The sequence below is a fragment of the bacterium genome (genome assembly GCA_035559435.1).
Classification (GTDB): Bacteria; Zixibacteria; MSB-5A5; order WJJR01; family WJJR01; genus JACQFV01.
Window position 1 is genome coordinate 20,154 of the sequence record DATMBC010000047.1, and the last position, 20,270, is coordinate 40,423.

Consider the following 20,270-nt stretch of genomic DNA (forward strand, 5'->3'; position numbering starts at 1 on the left):
ATGACGTCCCCGCCGCGCCGACTGGACGTCTTGTTCCTGACGCACAACTTTCCGCGTCACGCGGGTGATTTTGCCGGACGGTTTCTGCATCGCTTCGCCGGGTTGCTGCGGGCGCGTGGCATCGCTGTCGGCGTGGTCGCGCCGCACGCGCCCGGCATTCCCGAATTTGAGGTCATGGATGATGTGCCCGTCTGGCGTTTTCGTTACGCGGCTGACGCCGCGGAGACATTGGCCTACCGGGGCGATTGGGGGGGAGCGTCGATCTTCGGGCCGCATGGCCTCTGGGCGCATTACCGCTTCTTCCGCGCGTTTGCGCAGACAGCGCGGCGTGTCGCCGCCGACACTTCGCCGCGCGTCGTTCATGCCCACTGGTGGATTCCCGCCGGCTGGGTCGCGCGTCCGTTGGCGCGTCGCCATCGGCTGATCGTCACGTCCCACGGTACCGACATCCGCTTGCTGCAACGCAAGGCCTGGATGCGTCCGCTGGCGCGACGGGTCTATGGCGCCGCCGCGCAAACGACCACCGTGTCCGGCTGGATGGCGGATTTTGTGCGCGCGACCTACCCGGAGCTGGCCGACCGCGTCGGCGTCGCTCCCATGCCCCCGGACGATTCGATCTTTCATGGGACCGTGCGGACGACAACCGGCGCACCCCCGATCATCCTGGCGGTGACCCGCTACACCGCGCAGAAACGCAACGACGTCCTCGTTGCCGCGTTGGAACGGCTGCGGCAACAGGGCATCGACTTCCGTTGCCGGATGATCGGAGACGGCGGCTCGGAACGCGCCCGGATCGAGCAACTCATCCGCGAGCGGGACCTGTCTTCGCGCGTTTCGTTGGTGGCCAGTCTGCCGCAGACCGAACTGGCTGAAGAGTACCGTCGTGCCGATGTCACCGTGCTGCCGGCGGTCGACGAGGGCTTTGGGCTGGCGCTCCTGGAAGCGCAATTGTGCGGCTGTGCCGTCATCGGCGCCGCCTCGGGCGGCATCACCGACATCGTGTCCGACGGCCAGACGGGACTGCTGGCCCGTCCCGATGACCCGGCCGACCTTGCGCGCTGCGTGAAGGCCCTGTTGACCGACAACGACCGCCGCATGCGCCTGGCCACGGCTGGCCAGCGCGTCGCGCGGGCCACTTTTTCGTCGACGGTGATCGTCGATCGCTTTCTGAGTTGGTATCAGTTGGGTTGACCGGACCGCCTGCTTATCTTGACGCGTCGATGCCGGGGACAATGCCGATGAAACCTCTGGTCGTGATCCCGACCTACAACGAGAAGGACAACCTGCCGCGGATCGTACCGGAAGTGTTGGCGCAGGATCCGTCAATCTCGGTGTTGGTGGTCGATGACAACTCACCGGATGGCACCGGCGCGCTGGCCGACCAACTGGCCGCCGCCAATCCCCGGGTGCAGGTCCTACACCGCCCCGGTAAGCAAGGGTTGGGGAAGGCCTACCTCGACGGCTTTCGCTGGGCGCTCGAGCGCGACTACGACCGGATCATCGAGATGGACGCCGACTTCTCGCACAACCCGGCATACCTGCCCGCGCTGCTTTCGGCCTCCGCCGAGGCCGACGTGGTCCTGGGTTCGCGCTACAGTTCGGGCGTCAACGTTATCAACTGGCCGATGAGCCGGCTGCTGCTGTCGTATTTCGCCAACGTCTACGCGCGGGTGATCACCGGGATGAAGGTCCGCGATCTGACCGGCGGGTTCAAATGCTTCCGCCGCCAGGTGCTGGAGACCATCGATCTGGCGGCGGTCCACTCCAACGGCTACGCCTTCCAGATTGAAATGTCGTTTCGCGCCCATCGTCGCGGCTTTTCGATCCGCGAAATTCCGATCGTGTTCGTCGATCGCGAGCACGGCCACTCGAAAATGTCCAAGGCGATCGTGCGCGAGGCCATCTGGATGGTGCCCAAGCTGCGGCTGATGGCGATCTTCGGCCGTTTGCGTTGACCGCACAGCCGGGCTGTCCCGCGCGTGCACTCATGGACCCTGTCCCCGTCTCACTGGTCGTCGTCACCTGCCAATCCGCGCCGGTTTTGGACCCATTGCTGGAGTCGGTAGCGGCCGCGTCCGCAGCGCTGGGCGACACGATCTTTGTCGACAACGCCTCAACCGATGGCACATGTGAGCTGATCGGTCGCCGGCTACCTGGCGCCACGATCGTCGCCAACAGCGAAAATCGCGGCTTTGCCGCCGCGGTCAATCAGGGCGTCGATCTGGCCACAGCCGGGCGCGTGCTCTTGGCCAATCCCGACACCGCCTGGACCGTCGCGGATCTGCGCGCGCTGAACGCCTTTCTCGACACCCGCCCGCGCGCGGCGGCGGTCTGCCCGCGATTGATCTTTCCCGATGGCGCGCCGCAGGCCTCGGTGCGGCGCTTTCCGACCCACGCCAACATCTGGTTCTCGCGGCACTCGCCCTTGCGGGGAGTGCGCTTGGGCGCCGGATCGCGCGCCGCCTACACTCTCGACGACCCTGCCGATCCGCAAATGGTCGAAGCTGTCGCCGCCACCTTTATGCTTCTGCGTCGCGATGCCTTCCATGCCGTCGGCGGCATGGATGCCGGGTATTTCCTTTACGTCGAGGACACCGACCTGTGCAAACGCTGGCGCGATGCGGGCTACGAAGTCTGGATGGATCCGCGCGTCGCCGTCCGCCACCACTGGCAGGGGGGAAGCCGTCGCGACCCGACCCTGCGTGCCCATCATCGCAACGGTATCCGCCGCTACTTCCGCAAACACCATCCCCAGCGCAGACTCGCCAATGGGTTGCTTTTCGCGGCGCTTGGGTTGCTGGACTGGAAGGATCGATCGACCGGGACTGCCCCGGCGCGGGGGCGGTCTTGAGTGGACCCTGGCTGTTGGTCCTGGCGCTGGCGCTGGGCGCCGGCATCGTGGCGGTTTTCGTGCCGTTGATCGAGCGGCTGTGCCGTAAGCGGGGTTGGCTTGACTGGCCGCGTGCGGGCAAGATCCATCCCCAACCCACCCCGCGGCTGACCGGGATCGCGCTTTATCTGGCGCTTTGGACCGCGCTGCTGACCGCCAGCATGCTCGCCCCGGCGGCCATGGCGGAGTTCAACGCCCACGCCTTCGCCTTTTGGGTCGGGGGACTGGCAATCCTCGTTGTCGGCATCATCGACGATCTGCATCCCCTCACCAGTCTCCCCAAGCTGGCGGTTGAAATCGCGGTTGGGTCGCTGCTGTATTGGTCGGGGATGGGATTCGACCGGCTCTGGATCCCGTTTGTCGGCGGTGTGCCGCTGGGCGTCCTGTCGTGGCCGGTCACCCTGCTCTGGTTTTTGATCGTGGTCAATGCCGTCAACATCATTGACGGCCTCGATGGCCTGGCGGCCAGCACCACCGCGATCGGCGCGGCGACACTGGTCTGGATCAGCTGGGATCTCCATTTGCCGGCCGTCTGGGTTGGCGCGGCGGCCCTGGTCGGGGGACTTTTGGTCTTCCTGCGTTTCAACCGCCCCCCGGCGCGGGTGTTTATGGGCGACTCCGGAGCGCTTTCCCTCGGCTACTTCTTTGCGATTGTCGCCCTGTTTGCTCCGATTAAACGATTCACGGCCCTGGCTTTCTTTGTCCCGATTCTGGCCCTGCTGATTCCGCTCTTGGAGTCTGTTCTGTCGGTCGGTCGGCGGACTTGGGCTGGGACCAACCCTCTGCGGGGGGACACCGGCCATCTGCACCACCAGTTGTTGTCGGCGGGATACACGCCGCGCCAGATTCTGATCTACTACAATCTGGTCGCCTTTTGTGTCGGTTGCTTCTGTGTCGCGTTCCGATACGCCAACCGCCGGGTGACCGCTCTGCTGCTGGGGATTTTTGTATTGTCCGTGCTGGGGGGCTTGGGTATTATCCTTCGGCGGCGCAGTCAGGGATAGGACAACTCGGCTTCTTGACCCATCGAGGTTAGAATGGTATCCGGCAGCTACTTGGACTTCGAGAAGCCCGTGATGGAGTTGGAAGCGCGAATTCGCGACATGCGTGAATTCGCCCACGGCGAAAATGTCGAACTCAGCCGCGAAATTCGCCTGCTTGAGCGAAAGCTCGAAAAGCTCAAGAAAGACACTTTCTCCTCGCTAACTCGTTGGCAGAGAGTGCAGTTGGCGCGTCACCCGATGCGCCCGATCACTCTCGACTACATCGAGCGCATGACCACGGGATTCATGCCCTTGCATGGCGACCGTGGCTATGGCGATGACCGTGCGTTGATCGGCGGGCCCGCGATGATGGGGGACTGGCCGGTCATGATCCTCGGGCAGCAAAAGGGACGGACCACCAAGGAGAAGCTGGCCAACAATTTCGGCATGATGCATCCGGAGGGGTACCGTAAGGCCATGCGGCTTATGAGGATGGCCGAAAAGTCCGGACGCCCGATCGTAATCCTGATCGACACTCCCGGTGCTTTCCCCGGCATTCAGGCCGAAGAGCGCGGTCAGGCCGAGGCCATCGCCCGCAACCTGCGCGACATGTCGCTTCTGCCGGTACCGATCGTGATTTGTGTCATCGGCGAGGGCGCCTCCGGCGGCGCCTTGGGCATCGGTATCGGCGACAAGCTGTTGATGATGGAAAATGCCTGGTACTCGGTCATTTCGCCGGAAGGGTGCGCGGCGATTCTCTGGCCGGGCGAAGCGGCCGCCAACGCTCCCAAAGCCGCCGAGGCGTTGCGGGTGTCGGCCGAGGACCTCAACGAGCTGGGGCTGGTCGATCAGATCATCCCCGAACCGCTGGGCGGCGCGCACCGCGATCCCGACCAGTCGGCGGTCTTCCTGAAAAGCGCCATTCTCGGTGCTCTAGTCGAACTCTCAGCGCTGGATGTACCGACCTTGATTGCCCGCCGCCGCGCCAAGTACCGCAACATCGGCGTTTATGGGGAAGACGAGACTTTTTGACCGTCTGTGACGCGTGATGCTGGACAATTCCCTGCTTTCCATATTGGTTTGTCCTGTATGCAAGGGGAAGTTGACATACGACACGGCCAACGGTACGCTCGATTGTCCGGCGTGCCGTTTGCGTTATCCGGTGCGCGACGGCATCCCGGTGATGTTGCCTGACGCCGCGCGGCCCTATCCGGCCGCCAACACTCGTTCCGTCTCGGGAGAACCCGAATGAAATTGTCGAAGTTCTGCGAAGAGGAACTGATGTCTTTCGATTTGGCGGCAACGACCAAGGAAGGCATCATCAAAGAACTTGTCGACCTCGCCGCCAAGTCGAGCATGGTGCGGGAGAAAGAGGAACTTCTGGCGGCGGTCCTCGAGCGGGAAAAGCTGGTCACCACCGGCGTCGGATACGGCGTCGCTTTTCCCCACGCCAAGACCCGCGCCATCAAGGGCATTGTCATCACCTTCGGCCGCTCGGAAGTCGGCGTCGATTTCGAGGCGATGGACAAAAAGCCCGTGCATCTGTTCTTCCTCATCGCCGCGCCCGAAGACGCCATCGGCGCGCACCTCAACGTCATGGCCCGTCTGTCCTATATCATGAAAAGCGAGAAGAACCGCGAGCGGTTGATGCGGGCCAAGACCGCCGGCGAAGTGATGTTAATTCTCGATTCGGCGCCGTAGCCGGACTCTGGGGGGCAAAACGGGGTGTGGCGGCGCCTGTTGTGGTGGTCCTCCGATCGGCCCGCGGTCCTGCCGTGGGCGGTCTTCGTATCCCTGCTGCTTCTGATTCTTGGTGACGGCGTGCGCTCGTCGATCTCAGCGGCGTTTGTGCGCGTCGTTTACGCTCCGTTCTTTGCCCTGCATTACCGCATCGCCGCCGGCGCCGAGGTCTTCGAGGAAAACCGCCGTCTGGCCGAAGAACTGGCCAATCTCCAGGTCGAAGTGCAACGTCTCCGTGAAGAGAAACGCGAAAACATCCGTCTGCGCAAGCTGCTGGAGTTCGCGCCCAGTTGGCGCGGGCGCGCCATCGCCACCGAAGTGGTCGGACCGCTGGCCCCCGGCTCGGGCACGGTCTGGATCGGCGCGGGCCGGACCCGCCTGGTCGAACTTGATCTGCCCGTCATGAGCGAGGATGGCCTGCTGGGACGCGTCGCCGAAGTCGGCGACTATGTCTCCCGCGTGCGCACGATCTGGGATCCGCTGCTGCGCGTGGCCGCCTACGATCAGCGCAGCCGCGTCGCCGGGGTCGTCGAGTGGGATGTGGGGCCTCTGCTGAATATGAACTATGTCGTCGCTTCGGCCGATGTGAAAGTCGGCGACACCGTGATCTCTTCCGGCTGGGGCGGCGTCTTCCCCAAGGGGTTGCTGATCGGAACCATCGTCGCGGTCGACACCGTCAACGTCGGCGAGTTCCTCGATTTGGACATCCTCCCGGCGGTGCGTCCCGATCGGCTGGAAGCGGTCTTTGTGATTCGTCCGACGCCCGAGGAACTGTTGCCGGACAGCGTGGGGTGGACGCCGTGAGTGTCCTGCGCTGGGTCATCCTGCTGGCCAGCGTGGTCTTTTACCGCGTCTGGTTCCCCGATGGGCCGCCGCCGCTCGGGCTGCGTCTCGACTACGAGATGCTGGCAATTGCTTTGGTGGCGCTTTACCGCGGCGTGACGGTCGGTGCGGCCGCCGGCTGGGGCATCGGCTTTCTGGCACAGGCGGCCGATCCCGACATGATGGGTTGGGGCGGGCTTCTCGGCGCATTGCTTGGCTGGGCGGTCGGGCTTCTCAAGGAGCGGTTGTTCCTCGAGTATGTGCTGTCCCGCTGGCTGGTGCTTTGGGGCGTGCTGTTGCTGATCAAGACGGTGTATGTCGTCTTCGCGGTTGGGATGGATCCGGGGATGTGGCTGGCCTCGTTTTTTCCGGCCTGTCTCGGCTCAGCGGGCTTAAGCGCGACGGTCGGGGTGATCCTCTCGGTGCTCTGGGATCGGGCGCGTCCGCGCGCCCGCGCCGCCGCCGAGGCCTCGTCCGAAGGCGATCCCTTGATGTAGAACACGGCAATGAACTGGACCTCCCGACGCAACATCCTTCTGGGCGCCTGCCTGCTCATGTTGGCGGGGCTGGGTGCACGGCTGGCGTGGATGCAGCTGATCCAGGCCGACGAGTACCGCGAGTTGGCCAACAAGAACCGAGTCCGGCTGCTGCCGATTTCCGCGCCGCGCGGACGCATCCTTGATCGCAACGGCATCGATCTGGTGCGCAACCGCCCGTCCTTCACGGTTTCGGTGCTGCCAACCGACTTTCGCGGCGAGGAGCCGCGGGTGCGGCTGGCCGGCGCCCTTGGCATCGAGGGCGCCGAACTGATCGAGCGCATGCGCCGTCGTCCCGGGCTGCCCCTGGAGCCGATCGGCATCCACCGCGATGCCGATCTGCGCACGATCGCGCGGCTGGAGGAACGCATCGAGCAGTTCCCCGGCGTGATCATCGCCAACGAGCCGGTGCGCGAGTACCCGCCCGCCCCCTGGGGCGGGCATGTGCTCGGCTATGTCCGCGAGGTCAATGAGGAAGAGGCCAAGCGCACCGACAAGACCGGCGCGCCCTTGCGCGGCGCGATCGGCGCCACCGGGCTGGAGAAACGCTACGACGATCTGATTCGCGGCATTGACGGCATCAGCTACCGGCAGATCAATGCCTACGGGCAGATGCTTGGCCCGATGCCGGGGCAGGAATCCCGTCCGCCGATCCCCGGCGATGATGTCATGCTCGGGTTGGACATCGCGCTGCAACGGCTGGCCGACTCGCTCTTGTCGCAGTATGTCGCCGGGACCGTGGTTGCCGTGGATGTGCGCACCGGCGAGATTCTCTGTCTGGTCACCCGGCCCGGATTCGATGCCAACGCCTTCTCCGGCGGGATGTCATCGAGCGAATGGCAGGCGTTACGCACCGACTCGCTCAAGCCGCTTTTGAATCGCGCGGTGATGGGACTTTACACCGCCGGATCAACCGCCAAACTCCTGACCGCCGCGGCGGCGCTGGAAGCCGGCGTCGCCGACGAGAACACCACCTACCGCGGTTGCGGCGGCGGCTACCGATTCGGCAATCGCGTCTTCAAGTGCTGGAAACCCGAAGGACACGGGGTGCTGAACATGCTCGGCGCCATCCAGCATTCCTGCAACGTCTACTTCTATCAACTCGGCGTGGACGTCGGCCTTTCAACCTGGTCCCGCTATGCCTTGCTTGCCGGCTTCGGTCAACCCACCGGCATCGACCTGCCCAGCGAAAACAGCGGAATTGTGCCCACCGCCGAATACCTGGACAAGGTGCGCGGCAAGGGGGGATGGGGCCCGGGCGCGATGCTCAATTTCGCCATCGGGCAGGGCGAATTCACCGTCACACCCCTGCAGGTCGTCATGTTCTATGCCGCGCTGGCCAACAATGGCGTGGCGATGAAGCCGCATCTGCTCAAGGCCAGTCGTACGCCCGGCAGCGACTGGCGCATGGTCGAGCCCGAAGTCGCCTACGATCTTGGTTACAAGATCAGCACGCTGGCGGTGCTGCGCGAGGGCTGCCGTCGGGTGGTGCAATACGGCACCGCCGCCGGTATCAATGATGATCAGGTGCGCATGGCCGGCAAGACCGGCACGGCACAGAATCCGCACGGCAAGGAGCACGCCTGGTTCGCCGGATGGGCGCCCTACGATCATCCGCAGATCGCGATTTGCGCGCTGGTGGAAAACGCCGGGCATGGCTCCACCTATGCCGCCCCGATCTGCTTCGAGGTTGCCAAGCAGTATCTTTATCCGCCCCCGCCGCCCCCGCCTCCCGATTCACTGCAGGCGGCGCCGGATTCTTCTGGCATTCCCGCTACCGATACGGTTGAAACTACACCACGCCCGACGGCGGCGCTCACCGACACGCTACCAGAATGACAAAGGCCCCGCGTTGGCGGGGCCTTTATCCCAGACTGCAGTGCCTCAGATTTACCGGCGGCCCTTGCTGCGGGCGGTGCCGCCGCTGGATGGCGCCGAACGGGGCGCGGCGGTCGTGCCCGGGCTGCGGAATGACGGCGTGGCGGTCTTGGCCGGACTGGGCGCCTGATAACTGGAGCCCGATGGCTTGGTGCTCGTGCCGGTTCCCGACTTGCCGGTCGAAGTTGCGCCCGTGCCCTTGCGCTTTACTGTTGATGTGCCGGTGCCGCTCGTCCCGGTCGATGTGCGGTTCTTGGTCTTGCCGCGATTGATCGTCGTCGTGTTCCCCGTCGAAGTGGCGCCGCCGCTGCGCATAGACGTCTTACGCTTGGCGTAACCGTTGTCGGTGCGGATGGTCGATGACGCGCCCTCGCGCTTGACCGTGCCGGTGCCCACCGTTGAGGAGCCGCGCGCGTAGGCGCCGCTTTTGGTCCGCGACAGCGTGGCGCCGTTGGCCGTCGTCACGCTGGTGCGTGTCGATTTACGGACCGCCAAGCGGCCGGTGGTGACCATTCCGTTGGCCACCGCGGCGTTGCGATAGGGTTTGGCCTTGGCCGATGCGTAGGTCGCTTTGGCCACCGCCGTTGACGTCTTGGCATTGGCATAACGGAACGCCTTCGATGTGCCGCCCTGCCGCGAGGCCTTCTGACGCTCATAGGCGCCGCCGCTGTAATACCCGCCGTTGTAATGGCCATGGCAGTAGTAGTACGGATCATGCCAAACATGCCGGTAGTAATGCCAGGTGTGTGGAGAGCACCACCAGGGGTCGTACCAGTTCCAGCCGGCCCAGTACCAGTTCCAGTCCCAGAACGGATCGTACCAGGTATAGCGGTAACCCCAGCCATACCACGGGTCATATCCGCCCCAGAACAGCGAGCCATACCAGCCGTTGGTGCCCCAGCTGCCGTAGAGGTTGATGTCGACATCCCCGTCGACATCGTATGACCGGCTCGATTCGGACTCGACGTCCTCTTCCGCATCCGCCGGCGCCAGCACATCCAGCAGCGCATCGACCACCTGGTCGCCGCAGCCCTCGTTTTTCAGGCGGGCCCAGTCGGCCGCCTCCAGCGGCTGGTCCATCCCCGCCGCCTCGACGATGCGGGCAATCCGATCCGGCTCGAAACCGGCGTTGCACAGCTCGAGGATATCATCGACATTCATGGCCAGGGCCGGTGTCGCCACCAGCGCGGCCATGATCACAAGTGCTCCCAGTGTCTTTTTCATCGTTCGGCCTCGGTTTGCGGGCGAAAACCGCCCGCCCAGTACTAATACGCCATTCGGCGTCGCTCTGTGCCCGAAAAAAGCGAAAATGGTGCCAGAATCGACACGCTGAAGGTGCGAGGTAATCGCTTGGCGCGCAAGCCTTCCCGTCGGGGTGTCTGCCGCTGTGCGCCCGATGGCGCGGGATTGTGCGTTCCCCGATCGCCAATTGACAGTTATTGTGCGTCGCCGCAATTTGCCCCGGCAAGGGAGAGAGCTTGACCGGACTGCTGAAGAATCTGAAGGAACTGGACTGGATCCTGATCGGCAGCGCCCTGCTTCTGACCGCGATCGGCGCGCTGTTGATCTTCTCGGCGCAGCACTCCATGCCCGAAGCGCGCGATCGGATCCTGTGGAGCCGTCAACTGTTGTGGTGGATGGTGGCCATGGCCGCCTTTGCCGTCTCGGTCTGGCTCCCGGTTCGCCTGCATGAAGTCTTCGCCTATGTCTATCTGACCGTCGTCGGTCTGGCGCTCCTGGCGCTGGTGACATTTGAGATCAGCACGTCCGGCCAATGGATTTCGGTTGGCCCGGCCTACATTCAGCCCTCGGAACCGGCCAAGTTGGCGCTCCTGATCGCGCTGTCGCGCTACCTCGCCTACCTGAAAAAGCCGGTGATCTCGCCGCGACCGTTGCTGGCGCTGGCGGCGATTGTTGGCCCGATCTGGTTTCTGGTGATCAAGCAGCCGGATCTGGGGACGTCGCTGGTCTTCTGGGCGCTTTTTCTGGTGATGCTCTTTTGGGCCGGCGCGCCTTTGCCCGCGTTGTTTTTGCTGATCTCGCCGGTGCTCAGTCTGGTGCTTGCCTTCAACTGGATTGTCTGGGTTCTCTTTTTCATCGCGCTTCTGGGTGTGCTCTATGTCGAGCGCCCCCGATTGCCGATTTCGATCGGCGTGGTCACGTTGAATCTGATCTTTGGAATCGTGACGCCGATTGTCTGGAACCGTCTGATGCCTTACCAGCAGCAACGCATCCTCGTCTTCCTCGATCCGGGGAAAGACCCGCGCGGCGCGGGCTACCAGATCATCCAATCGAAGGTCGCCATCGGCTCCGGCGGGCTGTGGGGCAAAGGGTATCTCGAAGGGACCCAGACCGGGTTGCACTTTCTGCCCGAAAAGCACACCGACTTCATCTTCGCCGTCGGCGGCGAAGAGCTCGGCTTCTGGGGCGGGATGCTGATTCTGGTGCTCTTCGCCGTCTTCCTCTGGCGGACCATCGACACCGCCCACATCGCCCGCAACCGCTTCTCGCAATTCCTCGCCGCCGGCACCGCCGGAATCGTTGCGTTCCAGGTCATGGTCAACATCGGCATGACCCTCGGTCTCATGCCCGTGACTGGACTGCCGCTTCCGTTTGTCTCGTACGGCGGCAGCTCCCTCGTGCTCTTCTGGATTCTCACCGGGTTGGTGGTCAACATCCGCCGGCATTGGCAGGAGTACTGAGGTGATTTCGTCGACCACCTGGACCGCGCGATTGCCGGCGTCGGTGGCCGATGCGTTGGCGCCTCTGCTGCCGCGACGGTGCCCGATCTGTGGGGCGACACTCCACGAGCGCGCGCGTGTCTGGTGTGTGGCCTGCGAGGCGGGGATGCGCGTCTACACGCGGCCGGTCTGCGGCGAGTGCCGGCGCTTTTTGGATCCCGGCAGCGACTGCCCGGCCGGGCATGTCCCGCTCGATCCGGCAAGGATCAGCGCGCTGGGCGCCTTTGATGGCGCCTTCGGAGCGCTGGTGCATGCGCTCAAGTACGATGGCTTTCGCGAGCTCGCCCGTCCGCTCGGCGACCTTCTCGCCGAGCGCTTCGCTGGATCCACGCCGGATGTGGTCGTTCCGGTCCCCACCGCTCCGCGCAAACGGAGGAAACGCGGCTTTGGGCATGCCGAGGAGATCGCCCGCGCCTGCGCGCTTCGTCTTGGTGTCGCCTGTCTGCCCGATGCCTTGCGCTTCACGCGGCGTGTGGCCGATCAGACGCGATTGAACGCGCTCCAGCGCCAGGCGAACATGCGCGAAGCGCTGACGGCGCGTGAGGGAGTGACGCTGACAGGGAAGTCCCTGTTGGTCGTCGACGATGTCTTCACCACCGGCGCGATGATGCGCGAATCGGCCCGCGCCCTCAAAGCCGCCGGCGCCGGCGCCATTCAGGGCGCGGTGGTGGCGCTCAATCTCAATGCGCAACGTTGATTCCCCGCCCGAACCATCCACGAAGGATGGTCCCGCCCGGAAGTCGGCGGTCTTCGATCGCTGGGTTTCGCGGTATCTCGATCATCTTGTCCTCGTTGCCGGGCGTTCGGCCAACACGCTGGCCGCCTATCGCCGCGACCTCGGGCGGTATGCCGCTTTCTGTGTCGATCATGGCGTGAGCGACCCGCGCGCCATTCAGCCGCCGCAGGTCAGTGAGTTTCTCGCCTCGCTGACCGCCTCCGGCCTGGCGCCGGCATCGGTGGCGCGCTGCCTGTCGGCGGTGAAGAACTTCCATCGCTATCTGGTTCGTCAGGACGAGGCCAAGCAGAACCCCGCCCGTCCGATCAAGACCCCGCGCCTGCCGCGCAAGTTGCCCGATGTGCTCTCGGTGCGGCAGATGCAGCTGCTGCTCGAACAGCCCGGCGAGAGCGACCCGCACCACCTGCGTGACCGGGCGATTCTCGCCACTCTCTACGGATGCGGACTGCGTGTCTCGGAGGCGGCCGGGCTCGCGGTGGACGATATCGATTTCAGCGCCGGGTTCGTGCGTGTGCGCGGCAAGGGAAACAAGGAACGGCTGGTGCCTTTCGGCCCGTCCACCCAGCGCGCGCTGCGCCGCTACCTCGACAGCCCGGCGCGACGCGACGCCGACAGCGGTGCGCGCGACCATGTGTTCCTGTCGCAGAAGGGCGGCCCGCTCAGCCGGATGGGGCTGTGGCTGATTGTCCGCCGCTACGCCCTCCGCGCCGGATTGGGCGAACGCGTCCATCCGCATACCTTTCGCCATTCCTTCGCCACCCACCTGATCGAGTCGGGCGCCGATCTGCGCGCGGTGCAGCTGATGCTGGGACATCAGTCGGTGGCGACCACGCAGATCTACACACACCTTGATCGACAGCACCTGCGCCGAATGCATACGGCCTATCATCCGCTGGAGTCCGGCTTTCGCTCACGTAAGTAACGGTCCGGCAATGAGTTGCGATAGCGGCCCCGTTGGCGGCTCTCTGTAAGTTTAACGTAATCTCTCCAAACCTTTTCGCCGACACAAGGATTAGGGCGGCTGACGTGACATCGTGCGAGATGGGGGCCGATTTGTTTACTGCATACCCGAGCCCGGAGGGCGGGCCGGAATGATCTGCGCATATCTCCACAACTGCGCCCCGGGGTGGGCGCCCGCGCTCGAACGCGCACTGGCATGCTATCACCCGCAACTGGTGTCGTTCACCAGTCTCGAACAACTCTCGGATTTGTCGATTCAGACACTGCTTGATGTGGTGGTGGTTCCGGTCAATGGGTCCACTGACACGGCTTTGTCGCTGGCGTTGGGCGCCAAGAGCATTCCGGCGCTAACCGCGGTTCCGGTCGTGCTGTGGCTGGCGCAGGACGATGCGGACGCCGCCTCGATGATCCTCGAATCGAGTATCGACGATCTGATCATCGGCGGCTTCGAGGATCCCATTGCCGCGGCGCGTCTGCGTCTGGCGTTGCGCCGCAGCTGGCGCGATCTGGATGTCAACCCCTCCAGCCGTCTGCCCGGCCCAACCACCATCGAGCGCGTGATCTCCGAACGTCTCGCCCGGCGCGATCACTTCGCGGTCTGCTACGCCGACCTCGACGATTTCAAGGCCTACAATGACTACTACGGCTACTTCTACGGCGACAAGGTGATCAAACTGGTGGCGCGGGTGATCCGCGAAACCGTGTACGATCACCAGCCCGACGGGTTCGTCGGCCACATCGGCGGAGATGATTTTGTCTTCGTCATTCCGCCCGAAAAAATCAGCGAGGTTTGCCAGGCGGTGATCCAGCGGTTCGACGCGGAAGTGCCGCTTTGCTACGAGGCCCGCGACCGGCGCAACGGCTACATTATTTCGAAGTCACGCCGCGGCACGCCGGAGACCTATGGCCTGCTCACGCTTTCCATCGCCGTCGCGGTCAACTACGGCGACACCTTCGATCACGTGGGCCAGATCTCCCACATGGTTGCCGATCTCAAGCGTTACACCAAGACACTGCCTGGCTCCAATTTCATGGTCGAACGGCGCAAGAAGTATTGACGTCCTCAGAGTTGCGCGCCTCCCAGCTTGGCGATCTCATCCAGCAGCAATTTGGCGGTCGCGTTGCCCGGATCGATGGCCATCACCTGCCGCAGGTGCTCCTGCGCGGCGTTGAACTTCTGCTGGCGCAGATAGGCCGCCGCGAGGTTGATCCGCACCGCCACCGCCTGCGGCTGCCAGAAGACCGCCCGCTCCAGATGCGGGATGGCCTCCGCGGTGCGCTGCATTTTCAGGTAGAGCGCGCCGATGTTGGCCTGCAGGATGGCGTGGTCGGGGCAATGTTGCAGCCCGGTGACCAGGAGCGACTCGGCCATGACGAGATTATTGACGCTCGCGTAGATAATTGCCAGCGCGCTGTAGGCGCTGGCGAAGCCCGAGTCGGCCTGGATCGCCTGCATGTAGTAGCCGACCGCGGCCCCGTTGTCCTTGCGCGCCGCGGCGATGTCGCCGAGATTGAGATAGGGGTGCGGCAGCTTGGGATTGTGCCTGATCGCGGTGCGGAAGGAGCCCGCCGCCAGGGCAGTGTCGCCCTGTCCGAGGTAGGCCAGACCGATGTTGTTGTAGGCCTCGGCGTCATTCTGACGGTGGCGCAGGTAGGAGAACGACGTCGCCACCGCCGAATCATACGAGCCGACACGCACCAGCGCGTAGGCGAGGTTCTTGCGCGATGCCAGGTGGTTCGGCTCGGCCTCCAGCGCCTTCTCGTACTCTCCGATCGCCCCTTCGTAGTCGCCCTTGCGCTCAAAACTCAGTGCCATCTGGTAATGGAGAAAGGCCGGGTTGCTCAACGTCTTTTCGACCGTGCGTTGGTTCAACGCCACGATCAGGACGACCAGAATCAGCGCGGGGAGCAGAAGTGTCTTCAGCGCGCGCTGACGGATCGCCTCCGCAAATTGCATCGCCGCCGCCGCCGCGCACACCGTCATCACCGGCACCACCGGCAACCGGTGGCGCGCGGTTGCCAAAAACAGAATCACGGTCACCGCGTACAGCGCGACGAAGGCCACCAGCGGACGGGTCTGCGGCGACCTGCGCCAGGCCAACAGCAGCCCCAATAGCCCCAGCGGCGCGATCAGGCCGAAGGGGATGTAGATAAGCGGCCGGCTGATCAGCCAGTTGAGGAACAGCGAGTACGTCGAGTAGGCGTAGATGTCGGTCTGATCCGAGACCTCGAATCCGCCGAGGAAATACCAGGTCTTCTTCAACCAGCCGCCGATCGCCCGGACGGGATGGCTGAGAATCCAGTCCCAGGTCCGGGATGTCCAAAACGAGGAAATCTCCGAAGGACGCAGCGTGCGGCCCGCCAGGGAGGAGGCCACCGAATCGGTGGTGGAGACAAACTCGTTCCACTCGACCGACTCGTCGAGCGTCACTTCCGGCATCTGCATCGTCAGTCCGTCAGCGTTGGGGTTGTTCCCCAGCCAGAAGTTGACTCCGCCCTGATAGGAGATGAGCACCGGATCGCCGGCGACCACGATGTTGCGCACGGTGACCGGGACGATGGGGAGGAGCACGCCGGCCGTGAGGATGGCCGCCGCCTGCGCCTTGCGCCAGAAGCTTCCGCCCGCCGCGGCCCCGCGGGGCCAGGCCCACCACCAGAACGCCGGCACCACCAGCAGGATGTTCGGACGGGCGATGGCAAAAAGCCCGATCACCACTCCGACCCCCAGCCAGCGGCCCATGCGCGGTGTCGGCTGCGATGATTCCTCCATCGCCAGCCAGATTGCCCACAATCCCAGCGGCACCGCGATCACTTCGATCAGCAGTTCGGTCTCATAGTAGATCAGCGTGCCATAGAGGACGGCGGCGAAACCGGCGACCAAGCCAACACGGCGGCCGAAGCCCTTCTGGGCGATGAGGAATGTCAACCCGGCGGTCAGGCCGCCGATGATGGCCTGCAACAGCCGGATGGGCCAGAGTCCATCGCCGAAGATCTTCATCCACAACGCCAGCAGATACGGATACAGCGGCGCGCGGTAGAACACTTCGCTGCCCAGCCAGTCGCCGCCGGCGATCTGCTTGGCCCACAGATAATGCCAGCGCGAGTCGACGATCGGCTGGTCGAACGCCGGGTGATTGCCCGACAGCTGTAGGAGCACCAGCGCCCGCACGACAAAGGCCGCGCCGAGAATGATCCAAAACCATGCGGTATTGGAAAGCCCGCCGGGGGATGAGGAGGTCTTTGCCCAGGTGCGGGGATCGAACCATGCTGTCATTCGCAGGGCCCGTGGCTGCCGGGCCGGGTGTTTTTGATCCGCCATAGGCTGTATTATACGCTAATGGCAAGCCGTGCGACACTGGCCGCCGAGCCCCCGACCGATCGGCGAATGGCCCGGACCAACTCCCCGGAGCGCCGGGATCCGTGTGTGTGGCTGGCCGCGTATGCAAGCGCCATCGTCTGGATCGGTCTGGCCACGGACGGGAAGGTCCTTCTGGGCTGGCTCTCGGCGTTGGCGCTGTTGCTGTTCGCCCAGGCGGCCCGGGGCCGGCTGGATTGGCGCGCGGTGAGACAGGTCTTCGTCTGGGTTATGGTTTCTGGCGCCCTGACCGTCTTGCTCTATTTGTTGTTGGGACCCGAGTCTGGCAGTGACGGCCTCCGACTCTGGGGCGTTGTGATCCCGCGGGAGCGGCTGGCGCTGGGCGCCGGAATGGGACTGCGGCTGGCGGCTTTAATCTGCGCGTCGGTTCTGCTGGTCACCGCTGTCGCGCCGTTGCGGTTGGCGGCGGGGGTGACCCGCTGGCTTTTGCCGCTGCGGCATCTCGGTCTGCCGGTGGCGCAGTTCTATTATCTCGCATTCTTTCTGGTGGCAATGGTCCCCAACTTCCTGAACGAATCCCGTCTGATACGTCTGGCGCAAAACTCTCGCGGCATCGGCGGCGGTGGTGGTCTGATCGCGCGCGCCCGGGCCTATCCGTCCTTGGTCGTTCCGGTCTTTGCCGCCGCGATCCGTCGCAGCGACGCCATCGCGTTGGTGCTCGCCTCGCGCGGCTTCGACACGGCCCGCATCCCGGCGGCCGTGCATGGCCTTCGTCTGGGAACCATCGATTACATCGGGTTGGGCCTGTTGGCGGCGGGGTGGATCGTCTGGATTCTGGCGCGGAGTCCCCTGGCATGAGGTATCGTCTCGACGTCGCCTACCATGGCCGCGACTTTCACGGTTGGCAGAAGCAACCGGGTCTGCGCACGGTGCAGGGCGAGCTGGAAGTGTGGCTGTCGCGCTTCCTCGGGGACCGGGAAGAAGTGGCGCTCACCGGCGCCGGACGCACCGACACCGGCGTGCATGCCCTGGCGTTGCCGGCGCACTTCGATTGGCCCGAACCGATCGACACCGTGGCGCTGCATCACCGCCTGCGCGTGGCGCTGCCGCATGATCTGGCGATTCTATCCTTCCATCGCGTCGCCGATGACTTCCATGCCCGCTATTCCGCCATCGCCCGCCGCTATGTCTACCGGGTCCGGCGCGGCGCCTGGCCCTTCAATCGCGATCGCGACTGGCAGGTGCATGGCGAACTGGCAATCGACCGTCTCCATGCCTGCGCGGCGATCATTCGCGGCACGCAGGATTTCTCCGGCTTCTGCCGGGCGCTGTCGCTGAAGGAAAACAATCGCTGTAGCGTGACTCACTCCGAGTGGCGCACCGAGGGCGACAACCTTACCTACCGGATCCGCGCCGACCGGTTCCTTCACCAAATGGTGCGGCTGATCGTCGGCACCAGCGTCGCGGTGGCGCGCGGACAGGGAACACCGGAACGCCTCCGCGAGATTCTGACCGCCGGCGATGTCACCCTCTGCGGCGATGCGGCGCCGCCGCACGGTTTGACGCTGGAGGCGGTTGAATACCCGGACGGCGTCGGCGAGCCACTCGATTTCGATTGAATCGGGCGCCCCGACGTGCCTTTCTTAAGAATCTGAACCGACCAAGGAGGAACCGTGAAGATTTTTCTTGATACCGCCAGTGTCGACGAAATCCGCGAGGCGGCCAGTTGGGGCATTCTCGATGGCGTGACCACCAATCCCTCGCTGGTTTCCAAGGAGGGACGCAGCTTCGACGATATCCTGCATGAGATCGTCCAGATCGTCAAGGGGCCGGTCTCGGCCGAAGTGGTCGCCGAGCAGGCCGAGGATATGGTCGAGCAGGGGATTCGTTTGGCCGCCATTGCCCCCAACATCACAGTCAAGGTTCCGATGACCGCCGAGGGGTTGAAGGCGATCCGGCAGTTAAGCGACCGCGAGATCAGCACCAATTGCACCCTGATCTTCAACGCCACCCAGGGGCTGTTGGCCGCCAAGGCGGGCGCCACCTTCGTTTCGCCCTTTGTTGGCCGACTGGATGACATCGGCCATGACGGCATGGAGCTGGTCAGCCAGTTGGTGACGATCTTTGACAACTACGCGCTCTCCACCGAGGTCCTGGCGGCGTCGATTCGTCATCCGCTCCACGTCGTCGAGGCGGCGCTGCGCGGCGCCGATGTCGCCACGATCCCGTTTAAGATTCTCCAGCAGATCATTAAGCACCCGCTGACCGATCTGGGCAACGCGGCGTTCAACCGCGACTGGCAGAAGCTCTCGCCGGACCAACGCAAGGCCGCGGCGCGCGTGTAGCGCCACACGGGGGCATCCGATGATTGACCGCTACACACTCCCCGCCATGGGGGAATTGTGGTCGGAGGAGAACAAGTTCCGCGTCTGGCTGGAGATCGAGTTGCTGGCCTCCGAACGTCTGGCGCAGATGGGGCTCATCCCCAGGGGCGCCCCGGCCCGCATGCGCCGCCGCGCGCGCTTCTCGGTCAAACGCATCGAAGCGATTGAACGCCAAACCCGCCACGATGTCATTGCCTTCACCAAGGACGTTGGCTCGCATCTGGGCGCCGATGAGAAGTATTTGCACTATGGCCTGACCTCCTCCGATGTCGTCGACACCGCGCTGTCGGTGCGGATGGTGCAGGCGGGCGCCTTGTTGCTCGATGCGCTGGAGCCCAGCATCAAACGCACCGCGGCATTGGCGCGCAAATACATTGACACGCCGATCGCCGGACGCACCCACGGGGTCTTCGCCGAGCCGACATCGGCCGGGCTTAAGTTCGCGCTCTGGCATGCGGACTTGAAGCGCGGCCGCCGGCGGCTGAAGTCGGCGATCCACTCGGTGGCTGTCGGCAAGATCTCCGGCGCGGTTGGCAATTTCGTTCACCTCGATCCCTCGGTCGAAGCGTATGTCTGCCGCAAACTCGGTCTGCGCCCCGCGCCGATTTCGACCCAGGTGCTCCAGCGCGACCGTCACGCCGAATACATCTTCGCCATCGCGGCCCTCGGCGCCACCTGCGAGAAGATCGCGCAGGAAATCCGGCTCTTGCACCGCACCGAAACCGGCGAGATGACCGAAGGGTTCGCCAAGGGGCAGCGAGGCTCTTCGGCCATGCCGCACAAGAAGAACCCGATCCTCTGCGAGCGCATCTGCGGGATCGCCCGCCTTCTGCGCGCCCATGTCATCCCGGCGCTGGAGGATGTCGCGCTCTGGCATGAACGCGACATCTCGCACTCCTCGGTTGAACGCGTGATCATTCCCGATGCCACGATCGCGCTGGACTATCAGCTGTATCTGCTCGATCAGGTGCTCACGCAGTTGGGGGTCCACCCGGAACGGATGCGGCAGAATCTTCAGCGGCTGGGGTCGGCGGTCTTTTCGCAGCGCCTGTTGCTGGCGTTGTCCGAGAAGATCGGCTCCCGCGACAAATCCTACACCATCGTGCAGCGGCTGGCGCTGGAGGCCGACGGCGACTCGACCTTCGAGGAACGCGTCCGCGCTGACCAGTTGGTGCAATCGCACCTGACAACGCGGCAGCTCGACGAGATTTTCGATGTCCGCTACTTCCTGCGCCGTTCACGGCAGATTCTCAAACGCGCGCTGGCGGAGAAATAGGGGAGGGG

Annotated in this window: 20 protein-coding genes; 18 read left to right on the top strand and 2 right to left on the bottom strand. The window is 64.5% G+C overall.

Annotated elements, in window-relative coordinates; all coding sequences use genetic code 11:
- From VNN55_05275 to mrdA, 10 genes are read left to right on the top strand one after another with little or no spacing between them, the layout of a single operon-like run.
- The gene (locus VNN55_05275) at positions 1-1,191 is read left to right on the top strand and encodes a glycosyltransferase family 4 protein (protein ID HWO56958.1); all 1,191 of its coding nucleotides are present in this window, start codon (positions 1-3) and stop codon (positions 1,189-1,191) included.
- A gap of 47 nt (positions 1,192-1,238) precedes the next feature.
- Entirely contained in the window at positions 1,239-1,955 is a 717-nt protein-coding gene (locus tag VNN55_05280) for a polyprenol monophosphomannose synthase (GenBank protein ID HWO56959.1), read from the top strand.
- A 32-nt stretch (positions 1,956-1,987) separates the two neighbouring features.
- Positions 1,988-2,851 (top strand): glycosyltransferase family 2 protein, encoded by an 864-nt coding sequence (locus VNN55_05285; protein ID HWO56960.1) that lies wholly within the window; start codon positions 1,988-1,990, stop codon positions 2,849-2,851.
- Positions 2,848-3,894 carry an MraY family glycosyltransferase gene (locus VNN55_05290; protein HWO56961.1) on the top strand — a complete coding sequence of 349 codons (1,047 nt, stop codon included), beginning with the start codon at positions 2,848-2,850 and terminating at the stop codon, positions 3,892-3,894. Before VNN55_05285 ends, VNN55_05290 begins: the two co-directional genes overlap by 4 nt.
- A gap of 33 nt (positions 3,895-3,927) precedes the next feature.
- Positions 3,928-4,905: an acetyl-CoA carboxylase carboxyltransferase subunit alpha gene (locus VNN55_05295; GenBank protein ID HWO56962.1), complete on the top strand. Its 978-nt coding sequence runs from the start codon at positions 3,928-3,930 to the stop codon at positions 4,903-4,905.
- Positions 4,906-4,924: 19 nt separating this feature from the next.
- A complete protein-coding gene (locus VNN55_05300; protein ID HWO56963.1) occupies positions 4,925-5,125 on the top strand; it encodes a Trm112 family protein in 201 nt (66 codons plus the stop codon).
- Positions 5,122-5,574 (top strand): PTS sugar transporter subunit IIA, encoded by a 453-nt coding sequence (locus VNN55_05305; protein HWO56964.1) that lies wholly within the window; start codon positions 5,122-5,124, stop codon positions 5,572-5,574. The genes VNN55_05300 and VNN55_05305 overlap by 4 nt, the downstream gene beginning before the upstream one ends.
- Positions 5,575-5,613: 39 nt before the next feature.
- A complete protein-coding gene (mreC, locus tag VNN55_05310) occupies positions 5,614-6,417 on the top strand; it encodes a rod shape-determining protein MreC (GenBank protein ID HWO56965.1) in 804 nt (267 codons plus the stop codon).
- A complete protein-coding gene (locus VNN55_05315; GenBank protein ID HWO56966.1) occupies positions 6,405-6,932 on the top strand; it encodes a hypothetical protein in 528 nt (175 codons plus the stop codon). The genes mreC and VNN55_05315 overlap by 13 nt, the downstream gene beginning before the upstream one ends.
- A 9-nt stretch (positions 6,933-6,941) precedes the next feature.
- Positions 6,942-8,810, top strand: a complete 1,869-nt coding sequence (gene mrdA, locus VNN55_05320; protein HWO56967.1) for a penicillin-binding protein 2 — start codon at positions 6,942-6,944, stop codon at positions 8,808-8,810.
- A gap of 51 nt (positions 8,811-8,861) precedes the next feature.
- Here mrdA and VNN55_05325 read toward each other — a convergent pair whose 3' ends face one another.
- The gene (locus VNN55_05325) at positions 8,862-10,073 is read right to left on the bottom strand and encodes a hypothetical protein (GenBank protein ID HWO56968.1); all 1,212 of its coding nucleotides are present in this window, start codon (positions 10,071-10,073) and stop codon (positions 8,862-8,864) included.
- 254 nt (positions 10,074-10,327) lie between these two features.
- Between VNN55_05325 and rodA the strand changes: the two genes are divergently transcribed.
- The 4 genes from rodA (at position 10,328) to VNN55_05345 (ending at position 14,344) form a co-directional block, all read left to right on the top strand.
- Positions 10,328-11,551, top strand: coding sequence for a rod shape-determining protein RodA (rodA, locus tag VNN55_05330; GenBank protein ID HWO56969.1), 1,224 nt, complete (start codon positions 10,328-10,330; stop codon positions 11,549-11,551).
- 1 nt (position 11,552) lies between these two features.
- Positions 11,553-12,287, top strand: a complete 735-nt coding sequence (locus VNN55_05335) for a double zinc ribbon domain-containing protein (GenBank protein HWO56970.1) — start codon at positions 11,553-11,555, stop codon at positions 12,285-12,287.
- Positions 12,274-13,248, top strand: coding sequence for a site-specific tyrosine recombinase XerD (gene xerD, locus VNN55_05340; GenBank protein HWO56971.1), 975 nt, complete (start codon positions 12,274-12,276; stop codon positions 13,246-13,248). Before VNN55_05335 ends, xerD begins: the two co-directional genes overlap by 14 nt.
- A gap of 169 nt (positions 13,249-13,417) precedes the next feature.
- Positions 13,418-14,344, top strand: coding sequence for a diguanylate cyclase (locus tag VNN55_05345; GenBank protein ID HWO56972.1), 927 nt, complete (start codon positions 13,418-13,420; stop codon positions 14,342-14,344).
- 5 nt (positions 14,345-14,349) lie between these two features.
- Here VNN55_05345 and VNN55_05350 read toward each other — a convergent pair whose 3' ends face one another.
- Positions 14,350-16,560: a tetratricopeptide repeat protein gene (locus VNN55_05350; protein ID HWO56973.1), complete on the bottom strand. Its 2,211-nt coding sequence runs from the start codon at positions 16,558-16,560 to the stop codon at positions 14,350-14,352.
- Between the two features lie 63 nt (positions 16,561-16,623).
- Between VNN55_05350 and VNN55_05355 the strand changes: the two genes are divergently transcribed.
- From VNN55_05355 to purB, 4 genes are read left to right on the top strand one after another with little or no spacing between them, the layout of a single operon-like run.
- Positions 16,624-17,460, top strand: a complete 837-nt coding sequence (locus VNN55_05355) for an energy-coupling factor transporter transmembrane component T (protein ID HWO56974.1) — start codon at positions 16,624-16,626, stop codon at positions 17,458-17,460.
- Positions 17,457-18,221: a tRNA pseudouridine(38-40) synthase TruA gene (gene truA / locus VNN55_05360; protein HWO56975.1), complete on the top strand. Its 765-nt coding sequence runs from the start codon at positions 17,457-17,459 to the stop codon at positions 18,219-18,221. Before VNN55_05355 ends, truA begins: the two co-directional genes overlap by 4 nt.
- Before the next feature lie 54 nt (positions 18,222-18,275).
- A complete protein-coding gene (gene fsa, locus VNN55_05365; GenBank protein HWO56976.1) occupies positions 18,276-18,947 on the top strand; it encodes a fructose-6-phosphate aldolase in 672 nt (223 codons plus the stop codon).
- A gap of 19 nt (positions 18,948-18,966) precedes the next feature.
- The gene (gene purB / locus VNN55_05370) at positions 18,967-20,262 is read left to right on the top strand and encodes an adenylosuccinate lyase (protein ID HWO56977.1); all 1,296 of its coding nucleotides are present in this window, start codon (positions 18,967-18,969) and stop codon (positions 20,260-20,262) included.
- Positions 20,263-20,270 lie beyond the last annotated feature (8 nt).

Excerpts from the sequence above, each read along its gene's own strand:
- VNN55_05325 (HWO56968.1), bottom strand. The coding sequence starts at position 10,073 with ATGAAAAAGACACTGGGAGCACTTGTGATCATGGCCGCGCTGGTGGCG.
- VNN55_05345 (HWO56972.1), top strand. The coding sequence starts at position 13,418 with ATGATCTGCGCATATCTCCACAACTGCGCCCCGGGGTGGGCGCCCGCG.
- VNN55_05275 (HWO56958.1), top strand. The coding sequence starts at position 1 with ATGACGTCCCCGCCGCGCCGACTGGACGTCTTGTTCCTGACGCACAAC.
- VNN55_05355 (HWO56974.1), top strand. The coding sequence starts at position 16,624 with ATGGCAAGCCGTGCGACACTGGCCGCCGAGCCCCCGACCGATCGGCGA.
- VNN55_05295 (HWO56962.1), top strand. The coding sequence starts at position 3,928 with ATGGTATCCGGCAGCTACTTGGACTTCGAGAAGCCCGTGATGGAGTTG.
- purB (HWO56977.1), top strand. The coding sequence starts at position 18,967 with ATGATTGACCGCTACACACTCCCCGCCATGGGGGAATTGTGGTCGGAG.
- VNN55_05350 (HWO56973.1), bottom strand. The coding sequence starts at position 16,560 with ATGACAGCATGGTTCGATCCCCGCACCTGGGCAAAGACCTCCTCATCC.
- mrdA (HWO56967.1), top strand. The coding sequence starts at position 6,942 with ATGAACTGGACCTCCCGACGCAACATCCTTCTGGGCGCCTGCCTGCTC.
- truA (HWO56975.1), top strand. The coding sequence starts at position 17,457 with ATGAGGTATCGTCTCGACGTCGCCTACCATGGCCGCGACTTTCACGGT.
- VNN55_05280 (HWO56959.1), top strand. The coding sequence starts at position 1,239 with ATGAAACCTCTGGTCGTGATCCCGACCTACAACGAGAAGGACAACCTG.
- xerD (HWO56971.1), top strand. The coding sequence starts at position 12,274 with ATGCGCAACGTTGATTCCCCGCCCGAACCATCCACGAAGGATGGTCCC.
- VNN55_05305 (HWO56964.1), top strand. The coding sequence starts at position 5,122 with ATGAAATTGTCGAAGTTCTGCGAAGAGGAACTGATGTCTTTCGATTTG.
- VNN55_05285 (HWO56960.1), top strand. The coding sequence starts at position 1,988 with ATGGACCCTGTCCCCGTCTCACTGGTCGTCGTCACCTGCCAATCCGCG.